The sequence below is a fragment of the Trichococcus pasteurii genome (genome assembly GCF_900112935.1).
GTDB lineage: Bacteria > Bacillota > Bacilli > Lactobacillales > Aerococcaceae > Trichococcus > Trichococcus pasteurii.
Genome location: NZ_FONM01000002.1, coordinates 97283 through 117911 on the forward strand (window position 1 = coordinate 97283; position 20629 = coordinate 117911).

General features: G+C 46.9%; 21 protein-coding genes. 19 read left to right on the forward strand and 2 right to left on the reverse strand.

All coding sequences use genetic code 11. The annotated features are described in order from the left end of the window. The first annotated feature begins 67 nt into the window (after nt 1-67). From BM184_RS02825 to BM184_RS02835, 3 genes are all read left to right on the forward strand, one after another. Nucleotides 68-961 carry a deoxyribonuclease IV gene (locus BM184_RS02825; protein WP_086941355.1) on the forward strand — a complete coding sequence of 298 codons (894 nt, stop codon included), beginning with the start codon at nt 68-70 and terminating at the stop codon, nt 959-961. A gap of 89 nt (nt 962-1050) precedes the next feature. Then, entirely contained in the window at nt 1051-1629 is a 579-nt protein-coding gene (locus BM184_RS02830; protein ID WP_086627846.1) for a LemA family protein, read from the forward strand. A 28-nt stretch (nt 1630-1657) separates the two neighbouring features. After that, a complete protein-coding gene (locus BM184_RS02835) occupies nt 1658-2506 on the forward strand; it encodes a TPM domain-containing protein (RefSeq protein ID WP_086941810.1) in 849 nt (282 codons plus the stop codon). 74 nt (nt 2507-2580) lie between these two features. On the opposite strand, the gene BM184_RS02840 is transcribed toward BM184_RS02835, so the two are convergent. Beyond that, the gene (locus BM184_RS02840) at nt 2581-3417 is read right to left on the reverse strand and encodes a pyruvate, water dikinase regulatory protein (protein WP_086941356.1); all 837 of its coding nucleotides are present in this window, start codon (nt 3415-3417) and stop codon (nt 2581-2583) included. A gap of 89 nt (nt 3418-3506) precedes the next feature. Between BM184_RS02840 and BM184_RS02845 the strand changes: the two genes are divergently transcribed. The 15 genes from BM184_RS02845 (at nt 3507) to BM184_RS02915 (ending at nt 19433) form a co-directional block, all read left to right on the forward strand. After that, a complete protein-coding gene (locus tag BM184_RS02845) occupies nt 3507-3941 on the forward strand; it encodes a Fur family transcriptional regulator (protein ID WP_305727960.1) in 435 nt (144 codons plus the stop codon). 180 nt (nt 3942-4121) lie between these two features. Next, the gene (rpsU, locus tag BM184_RS02850) at nt 4122-4295 is read left to right on the forward strand and encodes a 30S ribosomal protein S21 (RefSeq protein WP_068559653.1); all 174 of its coding nucleotides are present in this window, start codon (nt 4122-4124) and stop codon (nt 4293-4295) included. 241 nt (nt 4296-4536) lie between these two features. After that, entirely contained in the window at nt 4537-5484 is a 948-nt protein-coding gene (locus BM184_RS02855) for a PhoH family protein (protein WP_086941811.1), read from the forward strand. Nucleotides 5485-5492: 8 nt separating this feature from the next. After that, nucleotides 5493-5975, forward strand: coding sequence for an rRNA maturation RNase YbeY (gene ybeY, locus BM184_RS02860; RefSeq protein WP_086941812.1), 483 nt, complete (start codon nt 5493-5495; stop codon nt 5973-5975). Nucleotides 5976-5982: 7 nt separating this feature from the next. Further along, nucleotides 5983-6372, forward strand: coding sequence for a diacylglycerol kinase family protein (locus BM184_RS02865; RefSeq protein ID WP_245830501.1), 390 nt, complete (start codon nt 5983-5985; stop codon nt 6370-6372). Between the two features lie 10 nt (nt 6373-6382). Further along, nucleotides 6383-7294 carry a GTPase Era gene (gene era, locus BM184_RS02870; RefSeq protein WP_086941359.1) on the forward strand — a complete coding sequence of 304 codons (912 nt, stop codon included), beginning with the start codon at nt 6383-6385 and terminating at the stop codon, nt 7292-7294. 90 nt (nt 7295-7384) lie between these two features. Beyond that, nucleotides 7385-8224 (forward strand): DNA repair protein RecO, encoded by an 840-nt coding sequence (recO, locus tag BM184_RS02875; RefSeq protein WP_086941360.1) that lies wholly within the window; start codon nt 7385-7387, stop codon nt 8222-8224. A 270-nt stretch (nt 8225-8494) separates the two neighbouring features. After that, the gene (glyQ, locus tag BM184_RS02880) at nt 8495-9406 is read left to right on the forward strand and encodes a glycine--tRNA ligase subunit alpha (protein WP_086941813.1); all 912 of its coding nucleotides are present in this window, start codon (nt 8495-8497) and stop codon (nt 9404-9406) included. A 4-nt stretch (nt 9407-9410) separates the two neighbouring features. Beyond that, the gene (glyS, locus tag BM184_RS02885) at nt 9411-11474 is read left to right on the forward strand and encodes a glycine--tRNA ligase subunit beta (protein WP_086941361.1); all 2064 of its coding nucleotides are present in this window, start codon (nt 9411-9413) and stop codon (nt 11472-11474) included. 291 nt (nt 11475-11765) lie between these two features. Further along, nucleotides 11766-13073 carry a GTPase ObgE gene (gene obgE / locus BM184_RS02890; protein WP_086941362.1) on the forward strand — a complete coding sequence of 436 codons (1308 nt, stop codon included), beginning with the start codon at nt 11766-11768 and terminating at the stop codon, nt 13071-13073. A 38-nt stretch (nt 13074-13111) separates the two neighbouring features. Beyond that, nucleotides 13112-14971 carry an acyltransferase family protein gene (locus BM184_RS02895; protein WP_086941363.1) on the forward strand — a complete coding sequence of 620 codons (1860 nt, stop codon included), beginning with the start codon at nt 13112-13114 and terminating at the stop codon, nt 14969-14971. Between the two features lie 2 nt (nt 14972-14973). Then, entirely contained in the window at nt 14974-15909 is a 936-nt protein-coding gene (rnz, locus tag BM184_RS02900; protein WP_086941364.1) for a ribonuclease Z, read from the forward strand. A gap of 113 nt (nt 15910-16022) precedes the next feature. Continuing rightward, a complete protein-coding gene (locus tag BM184_RS02905) occupies nt 16023-16433 on the forward strand; it encodes a lipopolysaccharide assembly protein LapA domain-containing protein (RefSeq protein WP_086941365.1) in 411 nt (136 codons plus the stop codon). Nucleotides 16434-16573: 140 nt separating this feature from the next. Next, on the forward strand, nt 16574-18904 hold the full coding sequence (gene recJ / locus BM184_RS02910; protein WP_143091103.1) for a single-stranded-DNA-specific exonuclease RecJ: 2331 nt from the start codon (nt 16574-16576) through the stop codon (nt 18902-18904). Nucleotides 18905-18920: 16 nt separating this feature from the next. Then, nucleotides 18921-19433: an adenine phosphoribosyltransferase gene (locus BM184_RS02915; protein WP_086627861.1), complete on the forward strand. Its 513-nt coding sequence runs from the start codon at nt 18921-18923 to the stop codon at nt 19431-19433. An 84-nt stretch (nt 19434-19517) separates the two neighbouring features. Here the strand turns inward: BM184_RS02915 and lexA are convergent, their stop codons facing one another. After that, a complete protein-coding gene (gene lexA, locus BM184_RS02920; RefSeq protein ID WP_086941367.1) occupies nt 19518-20141 on the reverse strand; it encodes a transcriptional repressor LexA in 624 nt (207 codons plus the stop codon). 242 nt (nt 20142-20383) lie between these two features. Between lexA and BM184_RS02925 the strand changes: the two genes are divergently transcribed. After that, complete coding sequence (locus BM184_RS02925; RefSeq protein WP_068559628.1) at nt 20384-20614, forward strand: YneF family protein; 231 nt, start codon at nt 20384-20386, stop codon at nt 20612-20614. Nucleotides 20615-20629 lie beyond the last annotated feature (15 nt).

Genomic DNA, 20629 nt, shown 5'->3' on the forward strand with positions numbered 1-20629 from the left:
TTTCGTCTCAGGCTTTACTGAAGGCGAAACTGCTTTTTAGGATAATACACAATAAAAGGGTGAAGATATGTTAAAGATAGGTTCACATGTTTCTATGGGCGGTAAAAAAATGCTGTTGGGTTCAGCGGAAGAGGCAGCATCCTACGGTTCTTCGGTGTTTATGATCTACACAGGCGCTCCGCAGAATACCCGGAGAAAAAGCGTTGATGAGATGAATATTCCGGAAGGCATGGATTATATGGCGAAGCACGGTTTGGTCGAACTGGTCGTTCATGCTCCCTACATCATCAACTTGGCAAATACTACAAAACCGGAGCATTTTGAATTCGCGATCGGATTTTTGCGCGATGAAATCGTGCGGGCGCAAGCGCTTGGCGCAAAACAGATTACGCTGCACCCGGGTTCTCATGTCGGCGCCGGTTCTGAGGTTGGCATCAAACAGATCATCAAGGGTCTGAATGAAGTGCTGGAGCCTAGTCAGACTGCACAGATTGCGTTGGAAACGATGGCCGGAAAAGGCACGGAAATCGGCCGGACATTTGAAGAGTTGGCCGCCATCATGGATGGCGTAGTCCATAACGACAAACTTTCGGTGACGTTGGATACGTGCCATACGAACGATGCGGGCTATAACGTCAAAGAGGACTTCGACGGTGTTTTGGAAGAATTCGACCGCGTGATCGGACTGGAACGTTTGAAAATGGTCCATATCAACGACTCGAAAAACGAAAGAGGAACCCACAAAGACAGACATGCTAACATCGGTTTGGGCACCATCGGCTTTGAAACTTTGAACAAAATTGTCCATCACCCGCAATTGCAGGATTTGCCGAAAATATTGGAAACTCCGTTCGTCGGCGAGGATAAAAAGAACAAGAAGGCGCCTTACCGATTTGAATTGGATATGCTGAAGTCGCAAACATTCAATCCGCGATTATTGGAAGATATACTGAATCAGTGAGAAATACATCTTTGGATGGATGCCATTTCGGGTAAAATCAGGGATAATACTATTCAAGCACAAAATGAAAGAATAAAGGAGATGGGAAGATGAAAGGTTGGTTGAAGGGCTTAATTGGTGTTTTTATTGCAGTGCTGCTGTTGGGAGTGCCATTGATCAGCTCCTATAACGGTTTGGTGACGGAGGAGAGCAATGTCGATGTCCAATGGGCGAATGTTGAAACCAAGCTCCAAAGACGTTATGATCTGATCCCTAACTTGGTGGAATCAGTAAAAGGAGCCATGGAACAGGAACAGGAAGTTTTCGGGGCAATAGCTGATGCCCGCGCAAGAATCGGCAGTGCCCAGACGACCGAAGAACAGGTTACAGCCAGCAACGAAATGGAATCTGCACTTTCGCGTCTGCTGGTGATTGTCGAGAACTATCCGGAATTGAAATCGAATGAGCAAGTGACGGCTTTGATGGATGAGTTGGCGGGCACCGAAAACAGAATTTCGGTCGAAAGGGATCGTTACAATGAAGCGGTCCAACAATACAACAACAAAGTCAAACGGTTCCCGGGATCGCTCATGGCCGGCCTCTTCGGATTTGATGAAAAATCTTATTTTGAAGCGGTCAGCGGTGCTGAAACCGCTCCTAGTGTGGATCTGAATACTGACGATGAATAATTGAGGGGCTGATGATGCTTTGTTTCAAATGAGGAAAAAAGCGCGATGGCAATCGCTTGCGGTTTTGGGACTGTTCTTCTTTGCGATGGCGTTCGCACCTTCCAAACAGGCGCAAGCGTTGCCTGATCCGACAACCGAGTTTTATGTCTATGATCCAAGCGGCACGCTCTCCGAAGAAACGAAAACATTCATCCTGAGCGTGAATGAGCAATATGAATTGACGGAAGAAAAGCCCCAAGTTGTTGTGGCGGTTGTCGATTCGCTGCAGGGCGAGACAATCGAGGAGTATTCCGTTGACCTGTTCGAAAAGTGGGGAATTGGCCAGGCAGATGCCGATAACGGTGTGCTGATTTTGTTGGCTCTTGAAGAAAGGGAAATCCGCTTCGAAATCGGATACGGTCTGGAAGGTGCCCTAACGGACAGCCGGACCGGCAGGATCCTGGACAATCATCTGGATTATCTTTCGGCTAATGATTTCGACGGTGGGTTGAAAGAAATCTTTACGGAGGCTGCTGTTGTCGTAAATGAAGAATATCAATATGATGACGAAGTGATTTTCTCTGGCTATCCTGTCGATACAACGCAATACGCGGAAGGCGATTCATCGTTCTTCGCCGATCTGGTCCAATTCCTGTTCATCCTCTTGCTGTTGTCCTTCTTTTTTGGTGGTCGAGGCAGAGGCGGACGCGGTGGACGCGGCGGCGGAATGAACCCGTTGTGGTGGCTGCTGCTTAGCGGTGGTGGCGGTGGTTACCGCGGCAACGATCATCGCGGAGGATATGGCGGTGGTGGTTTCGGAGGCGGAGGCTTCGGCGGAGGAGGCGGCTTCGGAGGCGGTGGTTCTTCCGGAGGCGGCGGATCCAGCAGAGGGTTCTAACGGAGCTGCTGCGGCAAACGAATTGAAGAATAGAAAGAGGGCCCGAATTAAATCCGGGTCCTCTTCTTTTGATATCAGGGTATAATGGTCGTATCAGAAATTTCGATGCTGCTCATGATGATGGCGGCTGTTTCTTCTATAGAACGTTTGGATACATTGATGACGATGCAACCCAATTTGTTGTACAATTCATAGGCGTATTCCAGCTCAGCACGGATCCGGTCCATGTCCGAATAGATGGTTTCCGGCGATAATCCATAGGCAATCATCCGTTCCTTGCGGAAATTATTCAATACTTCGGCATCATTGGTCAATCCGACGATTTTCTTAGGGTCCACTTGCCAAATTTCGTCAGGCACTGAGGCTTCCGGCATAATCGGCAGGTTCGCTACTTTGATGTTCTTGTTCGCCAAAAACATGGAGAGCGGCGTTTTTGAAGTGCGGGAAACGCCCAACAGGACCAAATCCGCATCCAAGAAACCCTTTGGATCTTTCCCGTCATCGTACTTGACGGCGAACTCGATGGCGCTGATCCGGTTAAAGTATTCATCATCCAAACGATGCAAGGCGCCTGCTCTTCGGATGGGCTGCTGTCCGGTCGTTTCGGAGATATCCCTGACCAGATCTTTCAATATATTATAGCAAGGCAGGTCCTCTGCAACGCAAAAATTGTCCGTGTATTCACTCAAATTTTCGACGACCAGAGTATGAATGACAAATGCTTTCAGCTCTTTGGCCTCTTCCAATACAGGCTCCAAGTCTTTCATTTTTCTGATGAACGGATAATGATACATATGAACGGTTACCGATGGGAATTGTGCCAAGACGGCCTGAAGGACTTTCCTGGCGGTGTCCCCTACTGAATCGGATATGATGACAAAATGTAGGTCCTGTTGCTCTTGTTGTTCCATATAATTTCGTCCTTCCTGAATCTTAATCATTGCAATCTCACTAATAATATACTATAGTCAATTTGAAATTGATAGAGTCGGGAGGGAAAATGATGCCGGTAGATACCGTGACCATTGCACTGCAGCAATTAAAGAAACAGGGATATAAATATACCCAAAAAAGAGAAGATATCATTACGGTTTTTGTGGAAGCTAACCGCTATCTGTCCGCAAAAGCTGTCCTTCATGCGTTGGAGGATGAATATCCGACCCTCAGCTATGACACGATATACCGCAATCTGTATACTTTTGTTGAAGTTGGGATATTGGAAGAAACAGAATTGAACAACGAAAAACTGTTCCGGATCACTTGTTTGCATGAGGGGCACCATCATCATCACTTTATTTGTCAACAATGCGGAATGACGATTGCTCTGCAGATGTGCCCGATGGATTTCTTTGAGCAACAGTTGGAAGGATGCCAGATTACTTCCCATCGCTTCGAAATATTTGGTGTTTGCAAGAATTGTCTGGCTGCTGGATAGTGCTGAGGGCAGAACGGAGAACCCAGGTTTTCCCCAAGGATACAATTCCTATTATTGTTTTGCAATAAAACGTTGCAATTGCTTTCGCCTATGATATAATATCAAAAGAACAATTTCATTTTGATTACTTACTTTCAAAAGGAAACGTTACTTTTAATGCTCGGAGGGAGGGAATATTTAATGTCAAAAACAGTTGTTCGTAAAAACGAATCTCTTGATGATGCTCTTCGTCGCTTTAAACGTACTGTTTCAAAAACTGGAACTCTACAAGACGCTCGTAAACATGAATTTTATGAAAAGCCAAGTGTGAGACGCAAGAAAAAATCTGAAGCTGCCAGAAAACGTAAATTCTAACAGCCAGATGCTCACTTTCTAAAATTCTTAGAGACTAATCGATAAAGAATGGGATGATCTCCGTATCATTCCATTTTTTTGTCGTCCTGAAGAATCACCGTGCACGCAAGGGGATAAATATTTTCATAAGCCATGCCGCTTTATGTTATACTATTAGCAATAAGCAGTGAAAAAAATCCCCAAAAAGAGGAGTGTAGCTTGTTTGACCGATAAAGTGAATAAAACAGAGAAAATTGAAGTGATGGACGCATCCGTTTTGCCTCAATTATTTGGATCGCAAGACAAGCATCTGAAGATGCTGGAAGATGCTTTGCATGTGACCATTACAAGCCGCGGCATGAAAATCGAAATCAGTGGCGAAGAGCTGGCTGTCGACAAGGCCCGCTCCCTGTTGAAGCAACTATTGGAATTGTTAGCGCGCGGCATCCCTATTTCACAAACAGATATCGTCACAGCTATAAAAATGTCGGAACGCGGAAGCCTCGACTTCTTCATTAACCTTTATGAGGAGGAAATCGGCAGGTCATACGCAGGCAAGCCTATCCGGGCGAAAAATTTCGGCCAAAGACAATATGTGCAGGCCGTCAAGAAAAAAGATGTTGTATTCGGAATAGGCCCTGCCGGAACCGGAAAAACCTTTTTGGCCGTAGTGATGGCTGTCGAGGCTCTGAAGAATGGTAAGGTAAAGAAAATCATCCTGACTCGTCCGGCTGTTGAAGCTGGTGAAAATCTAGGGTTCCTGCCCGGCGATCTGAAGGAAAAAGTTGATCCTTATCTGCGCCCGGTCTATGATGCGCTTTATGCCATCTACGGCGTCGAGCACACGACCCGCTTGATGGACAGGGGTGTCATCGAAATTGCGCCGCTTGCCTACATGCGCGGACGGACGCTGGAAGATGCCTTCATCATCCTTGATGAAGCGCAGAACACAACTGTAGCACAGATGAAGATGTTCTTGACAAGGCTCGGCTTCGGTTCAAAAATGATCGTCAACGGCGACAAGACCCAAATCGATTTGCCGAAAGGCGCTCTATCAGGATTGATTGATGCCGAGAAGAAGCTTCAGGGCATCCCGGATATCACTTTTGTCACCTTTGATACTTATGATGTCGTGCGCCACCCGGTCGTTGCGAGCATCATCAAAGCATATGACGTCAAAGAGGAAACAAAACACAACATAGAAAAGTGAGCGATTATATGGAAATAGATATTTTTGATGAAACCGAATCTGTACAGAAAGAGCACACTGAATTGGTCCATTCCCTGATCTCCTTTGCGGGGGAGTATTTGAAGTTGGCGCCCGATACCGAATTGTCGATCACTTTTGTGGACAACGACCGCATCAGGGAGATCAATCGTGAATACCGGAACAAAGATCAAGCGACGGATGTCATCAGCTTTGCGCTGAATGATGACATGGATGATGACTTCCCGATCAATATGGAAAGCATAACCGGCTCCTTTCCCACCAACATTGGTGATATCATCATTTCGACCGACAAGACCGCCGAGCAAGCGGAGTCCTATGGCCACAGTTTCGAAAGAGAACTAGGCTTCCTTGCTTTGCACGGTTTCCTGCATTTGAATGGTTATGATCACATGACGGAAGAAGACGAAAAGGAAATGTTCGGTCTTCAGAAAGAGATACTGGATGCTTATGGACTTAAAAGGGACGAGTAGGGAAAAAATGGGGAAAATCGGAAAGAATCCAAATTTTTTTGCTTCAGTGAAGCATGCTTTGGATGGCATCGGCATTATCCTCAAAGAGGAAAAAAACATGCGCAGTCATGCCTTGTTGGGCTTGATACCGCTCTTGTTGGCATGGTTTTTCGAATCGAGCACAATGGAATGGATCGTGATCATCTTCTGCATCTTCTTGGTCATCATCATGGAGTTTTTGAATACGATATTTGAAAATGTGGTCGATTTGGTGACTGATTACGAATATCACCCTCTGGCAAAGAAAGCAAAAGATATCGCTGCCGGAGCGGTCTTGGTTACGGTGTTCTTTACGATCCTTATTGCGGCCATCATCTTTTTGCCCGAGTTTGTGGAATTATATTATAAGTTAATTTGAGGAGTTTTTTATGAATAAAAAAGAAGGTTTCAAATCAGGGTTCGTCTCCATCATCGGGAGACCGAACGTAGGAAAATCGACACTTTTGAACCGCATCGTCGGTCAAAAGGTCGCCATCATGAGCGATGTCCCGCAAACTACCCGGAACAAAATCCAAGGAGTAGTCACTTCGGATGATTCTCAGATCGTGTTCATCGACACGCCCGGAATCCACAAACCACAGACGCGTTTGAATGATTTCATGTTGAAGAGCGCATACAGCACCTTTAATGAAGTGGATTTGGTTCTGTTCATGGTGAACGCAACAGAAAAAAGAGGAGCGGGCGATAATTTTATTCTTGAAAAACTCAAGAATCTGCGCACTCCGAAATTTTTGATCATCAACAAAATTGATCAGATCAAACCGGAAGAATTGCTGAAAATTATCATGGACTATACTTCCGACAATGAATTCAATGAAGTGATCCCAATTTCTGCCATTCAAGGGAACAATGTGGATGAAATGATGGTCACCATCAAAAAATACATGCCGGAAGGACCCCAATTCTATCCGGACGATCAAGTGACGGACCATCCGGAATACTTCGTCGTGTCCGAATTCATCCGCGAAAAGATCCTCCAATTGACCAAAGAAGAAGTACCGCATTCCGTGGCTGTCGTCGTTGAATCGATGCAGCGCAACGAGGACGACAAAGTCCACGTCCATGCAACCATCATCGTGGATCGGGCCAGTCAAAAAGGCATCATCATCGGAAAAGGCGGGAAAATGCTGAAAGAAATCGGTGTCCGATCACGCCGCGATATCGAAGCGATGCTTGGTGATAAAATTTACCTCGAGCTTTGGGTGAAGGTTCAAAAAGATTGGCGCGACAAGCAGAGTTATCTGCAGGACTACGGTTACCGCCAAAAAGATTACGATTGATCAGCTAGTGCGCTAAAGATACTTGAATAGCAATCAGAAAGAGTTTGGGAGGTTTCCTTCCGGACTCTTCTCTTTTCGAAAGGGTGCGACATGGAGACATATCAGGAATTTGATGGCATCGTCTTATCGATCCGAAAACACAGGGAAAAGGATGCTTTGGTAAAAATATTTACGCGTGAACATGGAAAACGGATGTTTTTTGTGAAGAACATCAAAAACCCGAACCATTCCTTGAAAGCAGCGCTCCTGCCCTTCACAAAAGCGACGTATCTTGGCCGCATCAAGGATGACGGACTCAGCTTCCTGCAGGATAGCCGCGAAATCATCCACTTTTCCAAAATGCAGACGGACATCCACCTGAATGCCTATGCGACTTATTTGAACAACCTGGCCGATGCGGCGATCAATGATGCCATCAAGGCCGCCGATCTCTTCGATTTGTTGGAGGAATCACTGGTCGCCATGCAGAACGGGATGGATGCGGAAATCGTAGTGAACATTTTCGAAATGCGGGTATTGAAATATTTTGGAGCAGCTCCGCAATTGCAGGAATGCGTCATCTGTCACAGCAAGCAGGAACCTTTCGATTTTTCGGTCAAATATTCCGGTGCGCTGTGCCAGAAGCATTACGGGGAGGACCCCAGAAGGTCGCATGCAAGCCCGGCGGCTGTCCATTTTGCGAGGATTTTCCAAGTGGTAACGCCAAAGCAAGTCGGGAATATCAAAATCAAACCGGCGACGAAACAGGCGCTCAGAGCCTTCATTGACGAATTATATGAAGAATATGTCGGGATCCGCCTGAAAAGCAAGAGCTTCATCGATCAGATGTTCGCTTGGGAGACAAAGGTGGAGATTCCTTTCCGTTCTGTTGCGGAACCAGAGCCGAACAAGCCGAGCGAAAGCGGGCAGTCCGATTCAAGTAGTTCTTGACATTCTGCAGGAACAAGGCTACTATTGAGAAGAACTAAATACTGGACGTTGAAGATAAAAGTACCTCTGGTCAGTACCGAAAAGCGAATTTGGGATAGTGTGAGCCAAAGCGGGAGACTATTGCGGAAAGGCGTATCCGAGTCTTGTAACGAAGTGCCGGCATTTGCCGGAATTAGGGTGGAACCGCGAAAATATTCGTCCCTATGTTTCAAGGAGACTTGATGCATAGGGACTTTTTTTATGTATTATTTCAAGTGGAGGAGATTTATGATGGAAAACAAATTAACTGTGCAAAAAATGATTCAAGCGCTACAAAATTTTTGGGCAGATCAAGGCTGCCTTTTGATGCAGTCCTATGATACTGAAAAGGGTGCCGGAACAATGAGCCCGTATACTTTCTTGCGCGCAATCGGCCCTGAACCCTGGAACGCGGCCTATGTGGAGCCTTCCCGTCGTCCGGCTGACGGCCGTTACGGTGAAAATCCCAACCGCCTTTACCAACATCACCAATTCCAGGTGGTCATGAAGCCATCACCGGACAATATCCAGGAACTTTATCTGGAAAGCTTGAAGGTATTGGGAATCGATCCGATCGAACATGATATCCGCTTTGTCGAAGACAACTGGGAAAACCCTTCACTGGGTTGCGCCGGTTTGGGTTGGGAGGTTTGGTTGGATGGGATGGAAGTCACCCAGTTCACCTATTTCCAACAGGTAGGCGGTTTGGAATGCAGTCCTGTCACGAGCGAAATCACCTATGGTTTGGAGCGCTTGGCTTCATACATCCAAGACGTGAACAGTGTCTATGACCTTGAATGGACCAAGGGCGTGAAATACGGTGAAATCTTCGGCCAACCGGAATTCGAACATTCCAAATATTCATTTGAAGAAAGCAACGTCGACCTGTTGTTCCAGCTGTTTGATTCGTTTGAAGCGGAAGCGACAAAACAAATCGAGAACGGTCTCGTGCATCCAGCCTATGACTATGTCCTGAAGAGTTCGCATGCCTTTAACCTGTTGGATGCAAGAGGGGTCATTTCTGCTACAGATCGCGCAGGTTATCTCGCGCGTATCCGCAATATGGCGCGCCAACTGGCGAAAGCTTTTGTCCAAAAGAGAAAAGAACTGGGATTCCCTTTGCTTTCGGATGATCAAAAAGAACTTGCCCTGAAGGAGGACTAATGTGATGAGTCAAACTGTATTATTAGAAATCGGACTTGAAGAAATGCCTGCGAAATATGTGCGCAGCAGCAGTATCCAACTGAAAGAAAAAATGGCCGCTTTTTTGGAAGATAACCGCATCAATTTCGATGCGATCGAAATGTATGCGACACCGAGACGTTTGGCGGTCATCGCCAGTGGAGTCAGCGATAAACAGGCTGATTTGGCCGAGGTCGTCAAAGGACCCGCAAAAAAAATTGCTTTGCAGGCTGACGGGAGTTGGTCAAAAGCTGCACTGGGCTTCGTCCGCGGGCAAGGCTTGACGCCTGAAGACATCTTCTTTGATGAACTGAATGGTGTAGAGTATGTTTTCGTCAAGAAGGAAACGAGCGGAAAAGCTACCTCGGAAGTCCTGAAGGAATTGAACACAGTGGTTGAGTCGATGACTTTCCCTGTTTCGATGCATTGGGGCAACCATCACTTCAAGTACATCCGTCCGATCCATTGGATTGCGGCATTGGCTGATGATGAAATCATCCCGTTCCAGGTGCTGGATGTCGTTTCAGGCCGGACCACGCGCGGACACCGTTTCTTGGGCGAAGAAGTGACGCTCGCGCATGCGGAGGAGTACGCGGAGAAATTGGCGGAACAACATGTCATCGCCGACCAGGACAAAAGAAAAAACATGATCCGGGCCCAATTCCAGGCGATTGAAGCTGAAAATGGCTGGATCATCCCTAACGATGAAACCTTATTGGAGGAAGTCACTTCATTGGTGGAATACCCGACTGCCTTCTTCGGTGAATACGACAGCAAATATTTGACGTTGCCGGCAGATGTATTGATCACATCGATGAAGGACCACCAACGCTATTTCGAAGTGAAGGACAAAACCGGAAAATTATTGCCGTACTTCATTTCCGTGCGCAACGGGAATGGCGCATTCATCGATAACGTTAAGAAAGGGAACGAGAAAGTCCTGACAGCAAGACTTGAGGACGGCCTATTCTTCTTCAACGAAGATCAACGCATCACCATTGCGCAGTCGGTCGAAAAATTGAAGAAAGTCACATTCCATTCGAAAATCGGCTCCATTCATGATAAGATGGACAACACAGCGAAAATTGCTGCCCATCTTTCTGATGTGCTTGATCTGGCAGAGGACGACAAAACGCAATTGTTGCGTGCGGCCTCCATCTACAAATTTGATTTGGTGACGAACATGGTTTCCGAATTTACGGAATTGCAAGGGATTATGGGTGAAGTCTATGCGTTGCAGCAAGGTGAAACTGCTGCTGTAGCTGCTGCCATCCGCGAACACTATCTGCCGGTATCCAGTGAAGGCGAATTGCCGGAAACCCAAGTCGGAGCTGTCTTGGCGATGGCGGACAAACTGGACAGCATCATCAGTTTCTTCCTGCAGGGAATGGTTCCGACAGGATCGAATGACCCGTATGCTTTGCGACGCCAAATGATCGGGGTCATCCAGATCGTCGAGAAGTACCAATGGTCGTTTTCATTGGAAGAGTTGCTTTCAAGCTTGTTGACAGAGGTCTATGCGGTTGAAGATGCAGAATTGTTCGATAAAACGATGAATGAACTTGCCGTTTTTGCAAACGCCCGGATCCAACAGAAACTTCAAACCTACGGCATCCGATATGATATAGTGGAAGCTGTGCTGCAATCCGGCGAAAAAGATGTCAATACTTTGTTCGCAAACGCAAAAGTCTTGCAGGCTCACAGTGAAGAGGAGTCATTCAAGGCAATCATGGAAGCTCTTGCGCGCGTCGTTAACATTTCCGGGAATCCTGATGAATCGATTCCTGTTCAGAAAGAGCTGCTGGAAACAGCCAGCGAGAAGAATCTGTACGTGCAGATCAACCATCTCGATTTGGCACTTTCCCACGGCGATCCGGAAGCGGATTACGCCGCATTGGCTGCCATTGCGCCATACATTGAAGCTTATTTCGATGAAAATATGGTCATGGTAGAGGATATCGCTATCCGCAGCAACCGTTTGAATACGCTGGGTAATCTGACCTTGAGCATTCTGCAGTTTGCTGATGTCAGAAAATTGATCCTTAAATAGTGAAGTGATGGAGGCGGGGCTAACATTGTTTACTCCCGGCTCCATCATTTTGTCTTTCGCCGGGCGATGGTTGGATCAAGACCTCCCATACTGTATTTTCTTTTCGTTTTTTGGTTAATATGGTAAATTAAGAGGGAAGAATGAGCGGTTCAAAAGAAAGAAGCGCAAATTATTTGTTAAAGATAACTGTCCAACTTTTTGACTGCGGAAGCGCATTTGAAAAATTTGGGCCAATCGAATCATTTTGTTCGGCATATAGAGTGCCGAACAGTTTTCCAAGGGGGAAAAAAGATGTCAATGTTTTTAGATCATGCAAAAGTGCATGTAAAAGCCGGTAAAGGCGGCGACGGAATGGTAGCGTTCCGTCGCGAAAAGTATGTTCCCGATGGGGGTCCTGCAGGTGGCGATGGCGGCCGTGGAGGAAGCATCATATTTGAAGTGGATCCAGGTCTGCGCACGTTATTGGATTTCCGTTATAACCGCAATTTCAGAGGTAAGCCCGGCGAAAACGGCATGAGCAAGAGCATGTTCGGCCGCGGAGCAAAAGACACAATAGTCAGAGTTCCGCCAGGTACGATTGTGCGCAATGCGGAAACAAAAGAACTCATCGCTGATCTGACGGAAGCTGGACAACAGGCTGTAGTCGCAAAAGGCGGACGTGGCGGTCGCGGGAATAACCGTTTTGCCACTGCGAGGAACCCTGCACCCGAAATCGCCGAAAACGGTGAACCTGGGCAAGAGCTGGAGTTGGAGCTTGAGCTGAAAATCATCGCGGATGTCGGTTTGGTAGGCTTCCCGTCAGTAGGTAAATCGACATTGCTGTCGATCGTGTCAAAAGCTAAACCAAAAATCGCAGCCTATCACTTCACTACCCTTGTGCCCAATTTAGGTATGGTCCAAACACGCAGTGGAGAAGAGTTTGTCATGGCCGATTTGCCGGGGTTGATCGAGGGCGCGTCCCAAGGCGTCGGTCTGGGAATCCAATTTTTGCGCCACATCGAGCGCACAAGAGTCATTCTGCATGTCATCGATATGGGGGGCACGGAAGGCAGAGATCCTTTCGATGACTATGAAAAAATCAACAAAGAATTGGAAAGTTACCAATTGCGTTTGCTGGAAAGACCGACAGTCATTGTAGCCAACAAAATGGATGTGGCGGAAGCGGAAGAAAATCTTGAAGTCTTCAAACAGAAAATCGCCGAAAAGTTTGGTGATGCCGAAGCGCCAAGAATTTTCCCGATTTCAGCCTGGTCAACGACCGGCGTAGCCGAATTGTTGGATTACACTGCTGAAGTTCTGAAGGAAACGCCTGAGTTCCCATTATTCGACGAAGAAGAAGTCGAAACATCCGTCCTTTACAAATTCGAAGAAAATCAAGAACAATTCACTATCGGACGCGATCCTGATTCCACATGGGTATTGGGCGGCGAAAGATTAGAAAAATTATTCAACATGACCAATTTTGCTCATGACGAAAGCATCATGCGTTTCGCGCGTCAATTGCGTCAAATGGGCGTGGATGAAAAACTGAGGGCTAAGGGAGCGAAAGATGGCGACATGGTCCGCATCATGACCTACCATTTTGAGTTCGTCGATTAAAAAGCATCACCAGTATCAATAAATGGGGGATAATTATCGTGACATTACAGAAACGCTCCATTCCATTGGATGGGATGCGGGCGCTTGCGATTATTGCCATCATTTTCTATCATTTGATGCCTCATGTTTTGCCTGGCGGCTACTTGGCTGTTAACATTTTTTTCGTCCTGACCGGTTTTTTCATCACATCGTCGGTGATTGAAGAATACGGCCAAAAGGGTAAAATGGCTTACAAGCGCTATTTGGCCAGAAGGTTTCACAGGCTGTTCCTTCCGTTGTTATGGATGTTGATAGCGGTGACCGCATATATCACTTTGTTCCAAAGGGACCTCTTGCTGAATTTGCGGCCCTGGCTCCTTTCGTCATTGGGGATGGTCAACAACTGGTGGCAAATTTCCGTTGGTGGTTCGTATTTTGAACAATTCTATGTGCAGTCACCGTTCATGCATCTCTGGTTCTTTTCGGTCGTAAGCCAATTCTATGTCATCTGGCCACTGATTGTGTTGTTGCTGTTGGCGTTGTACAAAGATAAACGGATAATCCTCTACACAGCGGTCGGACTTTCTTTGTTTTCTGCCCTTGCGATGGCGATGCTGTATGTACCTGGAGAGGACGCTTCGCGCGTCTATTTTGGGACGGACACGCGCCTGTTTTCGTTTATGATCGGCAGTGCGCTTTCGGTTGTGTGGCCGTTAGAGAGGCTGGATGAACCGGTGCCGAAGCAGCTTGTCCGAAGATTGACGTTCGCCGGTTTGTTGAGCTACGCTGTTCTCGGCGTAATGTTCAGCAATATGCTGGATAGCCAGACATTCACTTACAGAGGCGGGATGTATCTCAACAGCGTCATCATCGGCGTTGCAGTTGCCTTAACAGCACATCCGGCAACAGGCATTTCAAGAATGATGAGGTTCAAACCGATTCAGTGGCTCGGCAGGCGGAGTTTCCTGCTGTATCTCTGGTACTATCCTGTCATTGCCCTTTATCAAGCAAAAGTAGTCGATACGAGCGTTGATCCCGGTCGCCATGTTTTGATTCAGCTGGTACTCATCCTCAGTCTTTCCGAAACAGGTTACCAATTATTCGAAAAAGAGCGTTGGAAAGTCCCGTTTGTGCAGTCTTGGCGACTTGCCGATACTTTTGCCCGAATGAAACTTTCAGGATCCCGGGGTTTTACTGGGCATTTGCCGGAAAAACTCGCTGCAATCATCAGTTTCTGTCTGCTGATGATTGCTCTGACGGGATTTGCCCAAGCAAAATCCGGCGAAAATGCCGCAGTGCAGCAATTGCGTGAGCAGATCGCAGCCAGCCAGAGCAAAATGGAAGAAATCAATCGTGACGATTCCGCCCGCAGCAGGGCCATCAACAATATCGAAGGGCTCGAACGAGAGACCGTGTTGTTCGCCCATGATGCGGATATTACCTTCATAGGCGACTCCGTGTTGCTCTCCGTCGCGGATCAACTGGTGACGATATTCGGTCAAGCGGTTGTGGAGGGTGCCGTCAGCAGACAACTTTACCAAACTCCTGCTGTGATTGCTGACTTGGAAAAAAGGGAAAAATTGCAGGATACGGTTGTGGTCTTTCTGGGTTCCAACGGGACTTTCACTCAGAGGCAAATGGAAACTTTCATAAAGGAAGTCGGGACTTCCCGGAATCTGTTCTTCCTCACGACGAATGTACCGAGAATCTGGAAGGACAGCGTTAACGAGCAGTTGGCGCTTGCCGAAAGCAACCATTCCAATGTCCATATTCTGGATTGGAACGCCTACAGCAGCGGACACGATGAGTGGCTTCTGGAGGATCAAGTCCATCCGAATCCGACTGGCGCGCAACAATTAGCTCTTTTTGTGGCAGAGGAAATCTATCAAGAATTAAATGATGAAAATGGGAGCAATTGATTATGAAAATTCAATTTTTAGGCACCGGAGCCGGTGTTCCTTCCACCAGCAGAAATCTTTCCAGCATCGCGTTAAAACTGTTGGATGAACGCAATGCCATCTGGCTTTTTGACTGCGGGGAAGGGACACAGCAACGTGTGCTCAAAACAACCATCCGACCCAGGAAAGTTGAAAAGATCTTCATCACCCATCTGCATGGAGATCATATATTCGGACTGCCGGGATTTTTGAGCAGCAGGGCTTTTCAAGGCGGCAATACTCCCTTGAACATCTATGGCCCTGTCGGAATCAAGGAATTTGTGCTGACCAGTCTGCGCATATCCCAGTCCCACTTGCGCTATCCGATCTTTTTTCACGAAATAACTGAAGATGGCGTTGTGTTTGAAGATGAGCAGTTCCGTGTGAGTTGCGCAAAACTGAATCACGGCATCGTTTCTTACGGGTACCGTGTCGAAGAGGCCGACTACCCAGGCGAATTGCAGGCCGATAAGCTCAAAGAGATGGATGTTCCCGCAGGACCGCTCTACGGGAAACTTAAAAACGGGGAGACTGTTGTTTTGCCGGATGGGAGAACCATCAACGGGCTGGACTTTATCGGAAAAACGACTAAAGGACGCGTCGTAACGATTTTGGGCGACACAAGAAGAACGAAAAATACGGTCGTTTTGGCCAGAAATGCCGATGTGCTGGTTCACGAGAGCACCTTCGGGAAAGAAGACCAAGCGATCGCGTCGGATTATTTCCATTCTACGTGCATCGACGCGGCCAACGTAGCCAAAGAAGCAAACGCCGACCAGCTTTATTTGACCCACATCAGTGCCCGTTACCTGAACGGCAATGCGCATCAGTTGCAGCGGGATGCCCGCAAAGTCTTTCCGAATACGAAACTCGTCAATGATTATGATGAGTTCGAGATAGCCTTAACGAAACAATCGTAGAAAGTTAAGTTGTTTTGAGAATCGGATTGCATCTAAGCGCTATAAGTTGACTAGGGAACTGCAAAAAGATGATAATAAGAGTGGGAAATATCAAAATGAGTGGGGCGATTAGTATGAAAAATCAATGGAGATTAGTAGCGGGCATTATTTTGATCATCATCATTGTGCTGTTTGCCGTTTTCAATGTCGATTCTGTGCCGGTCAATTTTGGTTTCGCCGTTGTCGATGGGCCTCTGATCATCGTCATTCTGGTTTCACTCCTGATGGGCTCGCTCATCACTTTATTGGTTGCGACAGGCAGTGCGACGAAGAAGAACAAAGAGTTCAAACAGATGCGCGCTGAAATCGATGCAAAAGGGAAAGAAATCCAAAAAGCAGTCGATGCGACGAAAGCCGGGTATGAACAGCAACTCACCGATCTGAGGGCGCAATTGACTCAGAAGGACAGCAAAATCAATTCGCTTGAAGAAGAATTGATCAAAAAGTTTACAGTTGGCAATCCGGATCAACCGAGCAAAGTATGATAAAAACAGCGCCGGAGATTCATTTGATGGCCACTTCAAGTTACAAAGAAAAGACTAGAACGATTTCAGCTTCTAGTCTTTTTTGGATTAATGGGGGCCTCAGCGCGCTTATATAGTTTATAAAGTAAGGAGTCGGTAAATTGTTATCGTCAAAGATGAATTGGAAAATACGCAAATCAGAAATTGATGACTCTGTAAGCAAGGAAATCAGTCAGGCTACAGGCTTATCAGAAAGATTCGTCATGCTTTGCATGCAGCGGGGACTGGAAACAAAAGAACAGATCACAGCTTTCATCGATGGGGCCAAAATGGAATTCCATGATCCGTATCTGCTGCACGATATGGATAAAGCGATCCATCGCTTGACTGAAGCTATTGAAACGGGAGAGGAAATCGTCGTTTACGGGGACTACGATGCGGATGGTATCACAAGTACCAGCATACTTGTGGAAACGATCGAAGTGTTGGGCGGCAATGTCGGCTATTATTTGCCGAATCGCTTCACGGATGGGTATGGCCCAAATGCTGCCGCATTCAAAAAATTGATCGAAAACGGGGCGCAACTGATCCTGACTTGCGATAACGGGGTTTCCGGCCACGAACCAATAGCGATGGCAAAAAAAATGGGGGTCGACGTCATTGTTTCCGACCATCACGAATTGCCGGCTGCCTTGCCGGATGCGTACGCCGTCATCCACCCGAAACATCCTGCCGGAACGTATCCTTTCCCGGATCTTTCCGGAGCTGGCGTCGCCCTAAAAATTGCGGCAGCTCTGCTCGGAGAAATGCCATACGAATCGCTTGATCTGGCCGCTATCGGTACCGTTGCGGACCTTGTGAGTTTGACAGGCGAAAATCGATGGATTGTGAAACAGGGACTGCAAGTCATGAAACAAACGCATCGGCTCGGTTTGGCTGCGTTGATGGAAGCCGCAGGAATAGATGCAGCCAATTTGGACGAAGAGAGCATCGGTTTTATCATCGGACCGCGTTTGAACGCAGTCGGTCGGTTGGAGGATGCGGGTCCGGGCGCTGAACTGATGCTGTCATTCGACGAAGAAAAAATAGCTGAACTGGTTGCTTACATACAGGAAAAGAATGTCGAGAGACAAGGCATTGTCCAATCCATCCATGAAGAAGCCAGTGCCCAACTGGCGAAGAACGAAAACATGCCGGATGTTGTTGTGTTAGGCAACAAGCATTGGCACGAGGGCGTTCTCGGGATTGTGGCAAGCAAGCTGGTCGAGGAATTCGGGCGCCCGACTATCCTATTCCGCATCGATGAAAAAACCGGCATAGCGAAAGGGTCGGCCCGCAGCACTGAAGCGTTGGATATCTATGCTGCTTTGACCGATGCAAAAGACTTGCTTACGAAGTTCGGTGGGCACAAAATGGCAGCAGGCATGAGTCTCCCAGCCGCCGATTTATCCGCCTTCTCCGAAAAGATAAACAGCTATGCGGCTCACTACCATGATGCGATTGTATTGGGCGAATCCATTTACATCGATGCCATCCTGCCTCTTGCCGATGTCACTTTGCAGTTTTTGAAGGAATTGGAATTGCTGAAACCGTATGGGACTGATAATCCAAAGCCTATGTTCGGCTTCCAAAATGTGCCCTTGACGGACATCAGACAGATCGGTGCCGACAACAAGCATCTTAAATTTAAGCTCAAGGACAAGAACCTCTTCCTGGATGTGATCGGCTTCAACAAGGGGAGCATCAGCAATCACTTGAACGAAGCGGATGTCGTTTCTCTCATCGGTGAACTTTCGATAAATGTTTGGCGGGACAGCGCGAAACCGCAGCTGCAGCTGAAGGACATCAAAAATAAACACGTCCAGTTTTTCGACAAAAGGAGTTCGGTCATTCAAGAATCGGCATTGGCTGTGGAAGATGCCTTGTATCTATTTTCGACTTCCGGCATCATGAAGCAATTTTATGAGCGCATCCCGAACAGTTCGAACGCTGCCTTACTCACCGACAACACAGCGGACGCCTTGCAGGATGTCAGCGCCAAGAACCTTGTGCTCTTCGAATGTCCGTTGAAGATGGACCTGCTGGCGAATATCCTGAAGAGCAATCAGTTCGAAAACGTGTATGTCGTCTCTCATGAATCGAATAGCGTTTACGCGGATGGAGTCCCTCCTAAAGACCAGTTTGCAAGATTTTACCAGTATATCCGTTCCCATAAGGACATCGATGTGAGAAATCGGTTAGATGCCTTGGCAGATTACTTAAAAATCAAGAAAAATCTTGCCATTTTTATGATTCAAGTGTTTTTGGAGGCGGGATTTGTTACAATAGACGATGGTTTCATCAATGAGGTCAAGAATCCCGTCAAAAGGGCTTTAGACGATACGCAAGTATACAAAGATCGCCTGCAGAAAATGGAAGCTGAGAAGATATTCATCTACAGCCCGTTTTCACAACTGACGAAATGGTTGAATGAACAGATGATGGTACAATAATTAGGAGGAACATAAAATGGATTTGAAACAATATATTGCTGACGTAAAAGATTTTCCGGAGCAAGGCATCATTTTCCGCGATATTTCGCCCTTGATGGCAAACGGCGAAGCCTACCGCTATTCGATCAAAGAAATTGTGAAGTATGCCCAAGACTTGAATGTCGATAAAGTAGTCGGACCCGAAGCGCGTGGCTTTATGGTTGGCTGCCCGGTCGCTGTGGAATTAGGCTGCGGATTCGCGATGGCCCGCAAAAAAGGCAAATTGCCGCGCGAAACTGTAGAAGTATCCTACGGTCTGGAATACGGAAAAGCGACACTGCAATTGCATCAAGACGCCATCCTGCCCGGTGACAAAGTGCTGGTTTGTGATGATTTGTTGGCAACTGGCGGTACTACAGCCGCAACCATCGAATTGGTGGAAAAATTAGGCGGAGAAGTGGTCGGTTTGGCGTTCCTGATCGAGCTGCTGGACTTGAAGGGCCGTGACCTGATTCAAGGGTACGACATCTTCACGCTGATGGAATACTGATAACAACAGCAATCCGAATTGGGATAAATACGCAAAAAGGCTGCCGAGTTGGCAGCCTTTTTGCGTCAGTCGGGGGACTGTTCTTTAAATGATGTGATTCCGGTACAGACCGACTACTTTGCCCAGGATGAGGACAGAATCCAGAATGATCGGATCCATGCTCGCGTTCTCTGGCTGCAGGCGGTAGTAGTTGTTTTCTTTGTAGAATCGTTTGCAGGTCGCTTCATCATCGTCCGTCATGGCTATGACGATATCACCGTTTTCAGCCGTGGCTTGTTTTCTGATGATGACTGAGTCGCCATCGAATATGCCGGCGTCGATCATGCTGTCTCCGCGGATCTTCAGCATGAACAAAGATCCGGAATTGGATTTCAGATCAGGGGGAACCGGGAAATAATCGGTTGCCTCTTCCACGGCCAGTATGGGTGCACCGGCTGTGACGGTACCCAACAAAGGCATTTTATCCGACATGATCCCCAATTTATCCAGACCAGCTTGAGTCAGTTCGATCGCACGGGGTTTTGTAGGGTCGCGCTGGATAAACCCATTTTTTTCAAGACGCGACAGATGGCCATGCACTGTAGATGTAGAAGACAGTTTTACTGCATTCCCGATTTCCCTTACGGTCGGTGGATAGCCCTTTTCCTGGACTTCTTCATAAATGTATTGAAGCACTTCAATTTGGCGTGAATCTTTATTTTTAACCATGAGATCATCATCTCCGTAATCCTATATTTATAAGTTTAGGATACCATTAATCATCCAAAAAATCAAACAGATGTTCGCATATTCTTAGGGATGACGCAAGAATATGCTCGGAATTGTCCCGAAACCGGCAACGGCTGTAGCGTTTTCGAAAAATTGCTAAATTTATCCGTGATTGCTATTTCTTTTTCTCATAATCTTTAGTACAATTAATGAATGAATGCTTTGGAAAGGGGGATGAATACGTGTCAACAACAGCATGGGTAATGATGGTCATTTTAGGAATAGTAATAGGCGCGGTTGGCGGATTTTTCCTTGCAAGACGTTATATGGTAAAATATTTTGAAGAAAATCCACCGATCAATGAAGAAATGTTGCGTTCTATGATGATGCAGATGGGTCAAAAACCATCCGAAAGAAAAGTAAAACAAATCATGGCTTCTATGAAAGCACAATCAACAAAGAAAAAGAAATAGACTAATGAAATAATA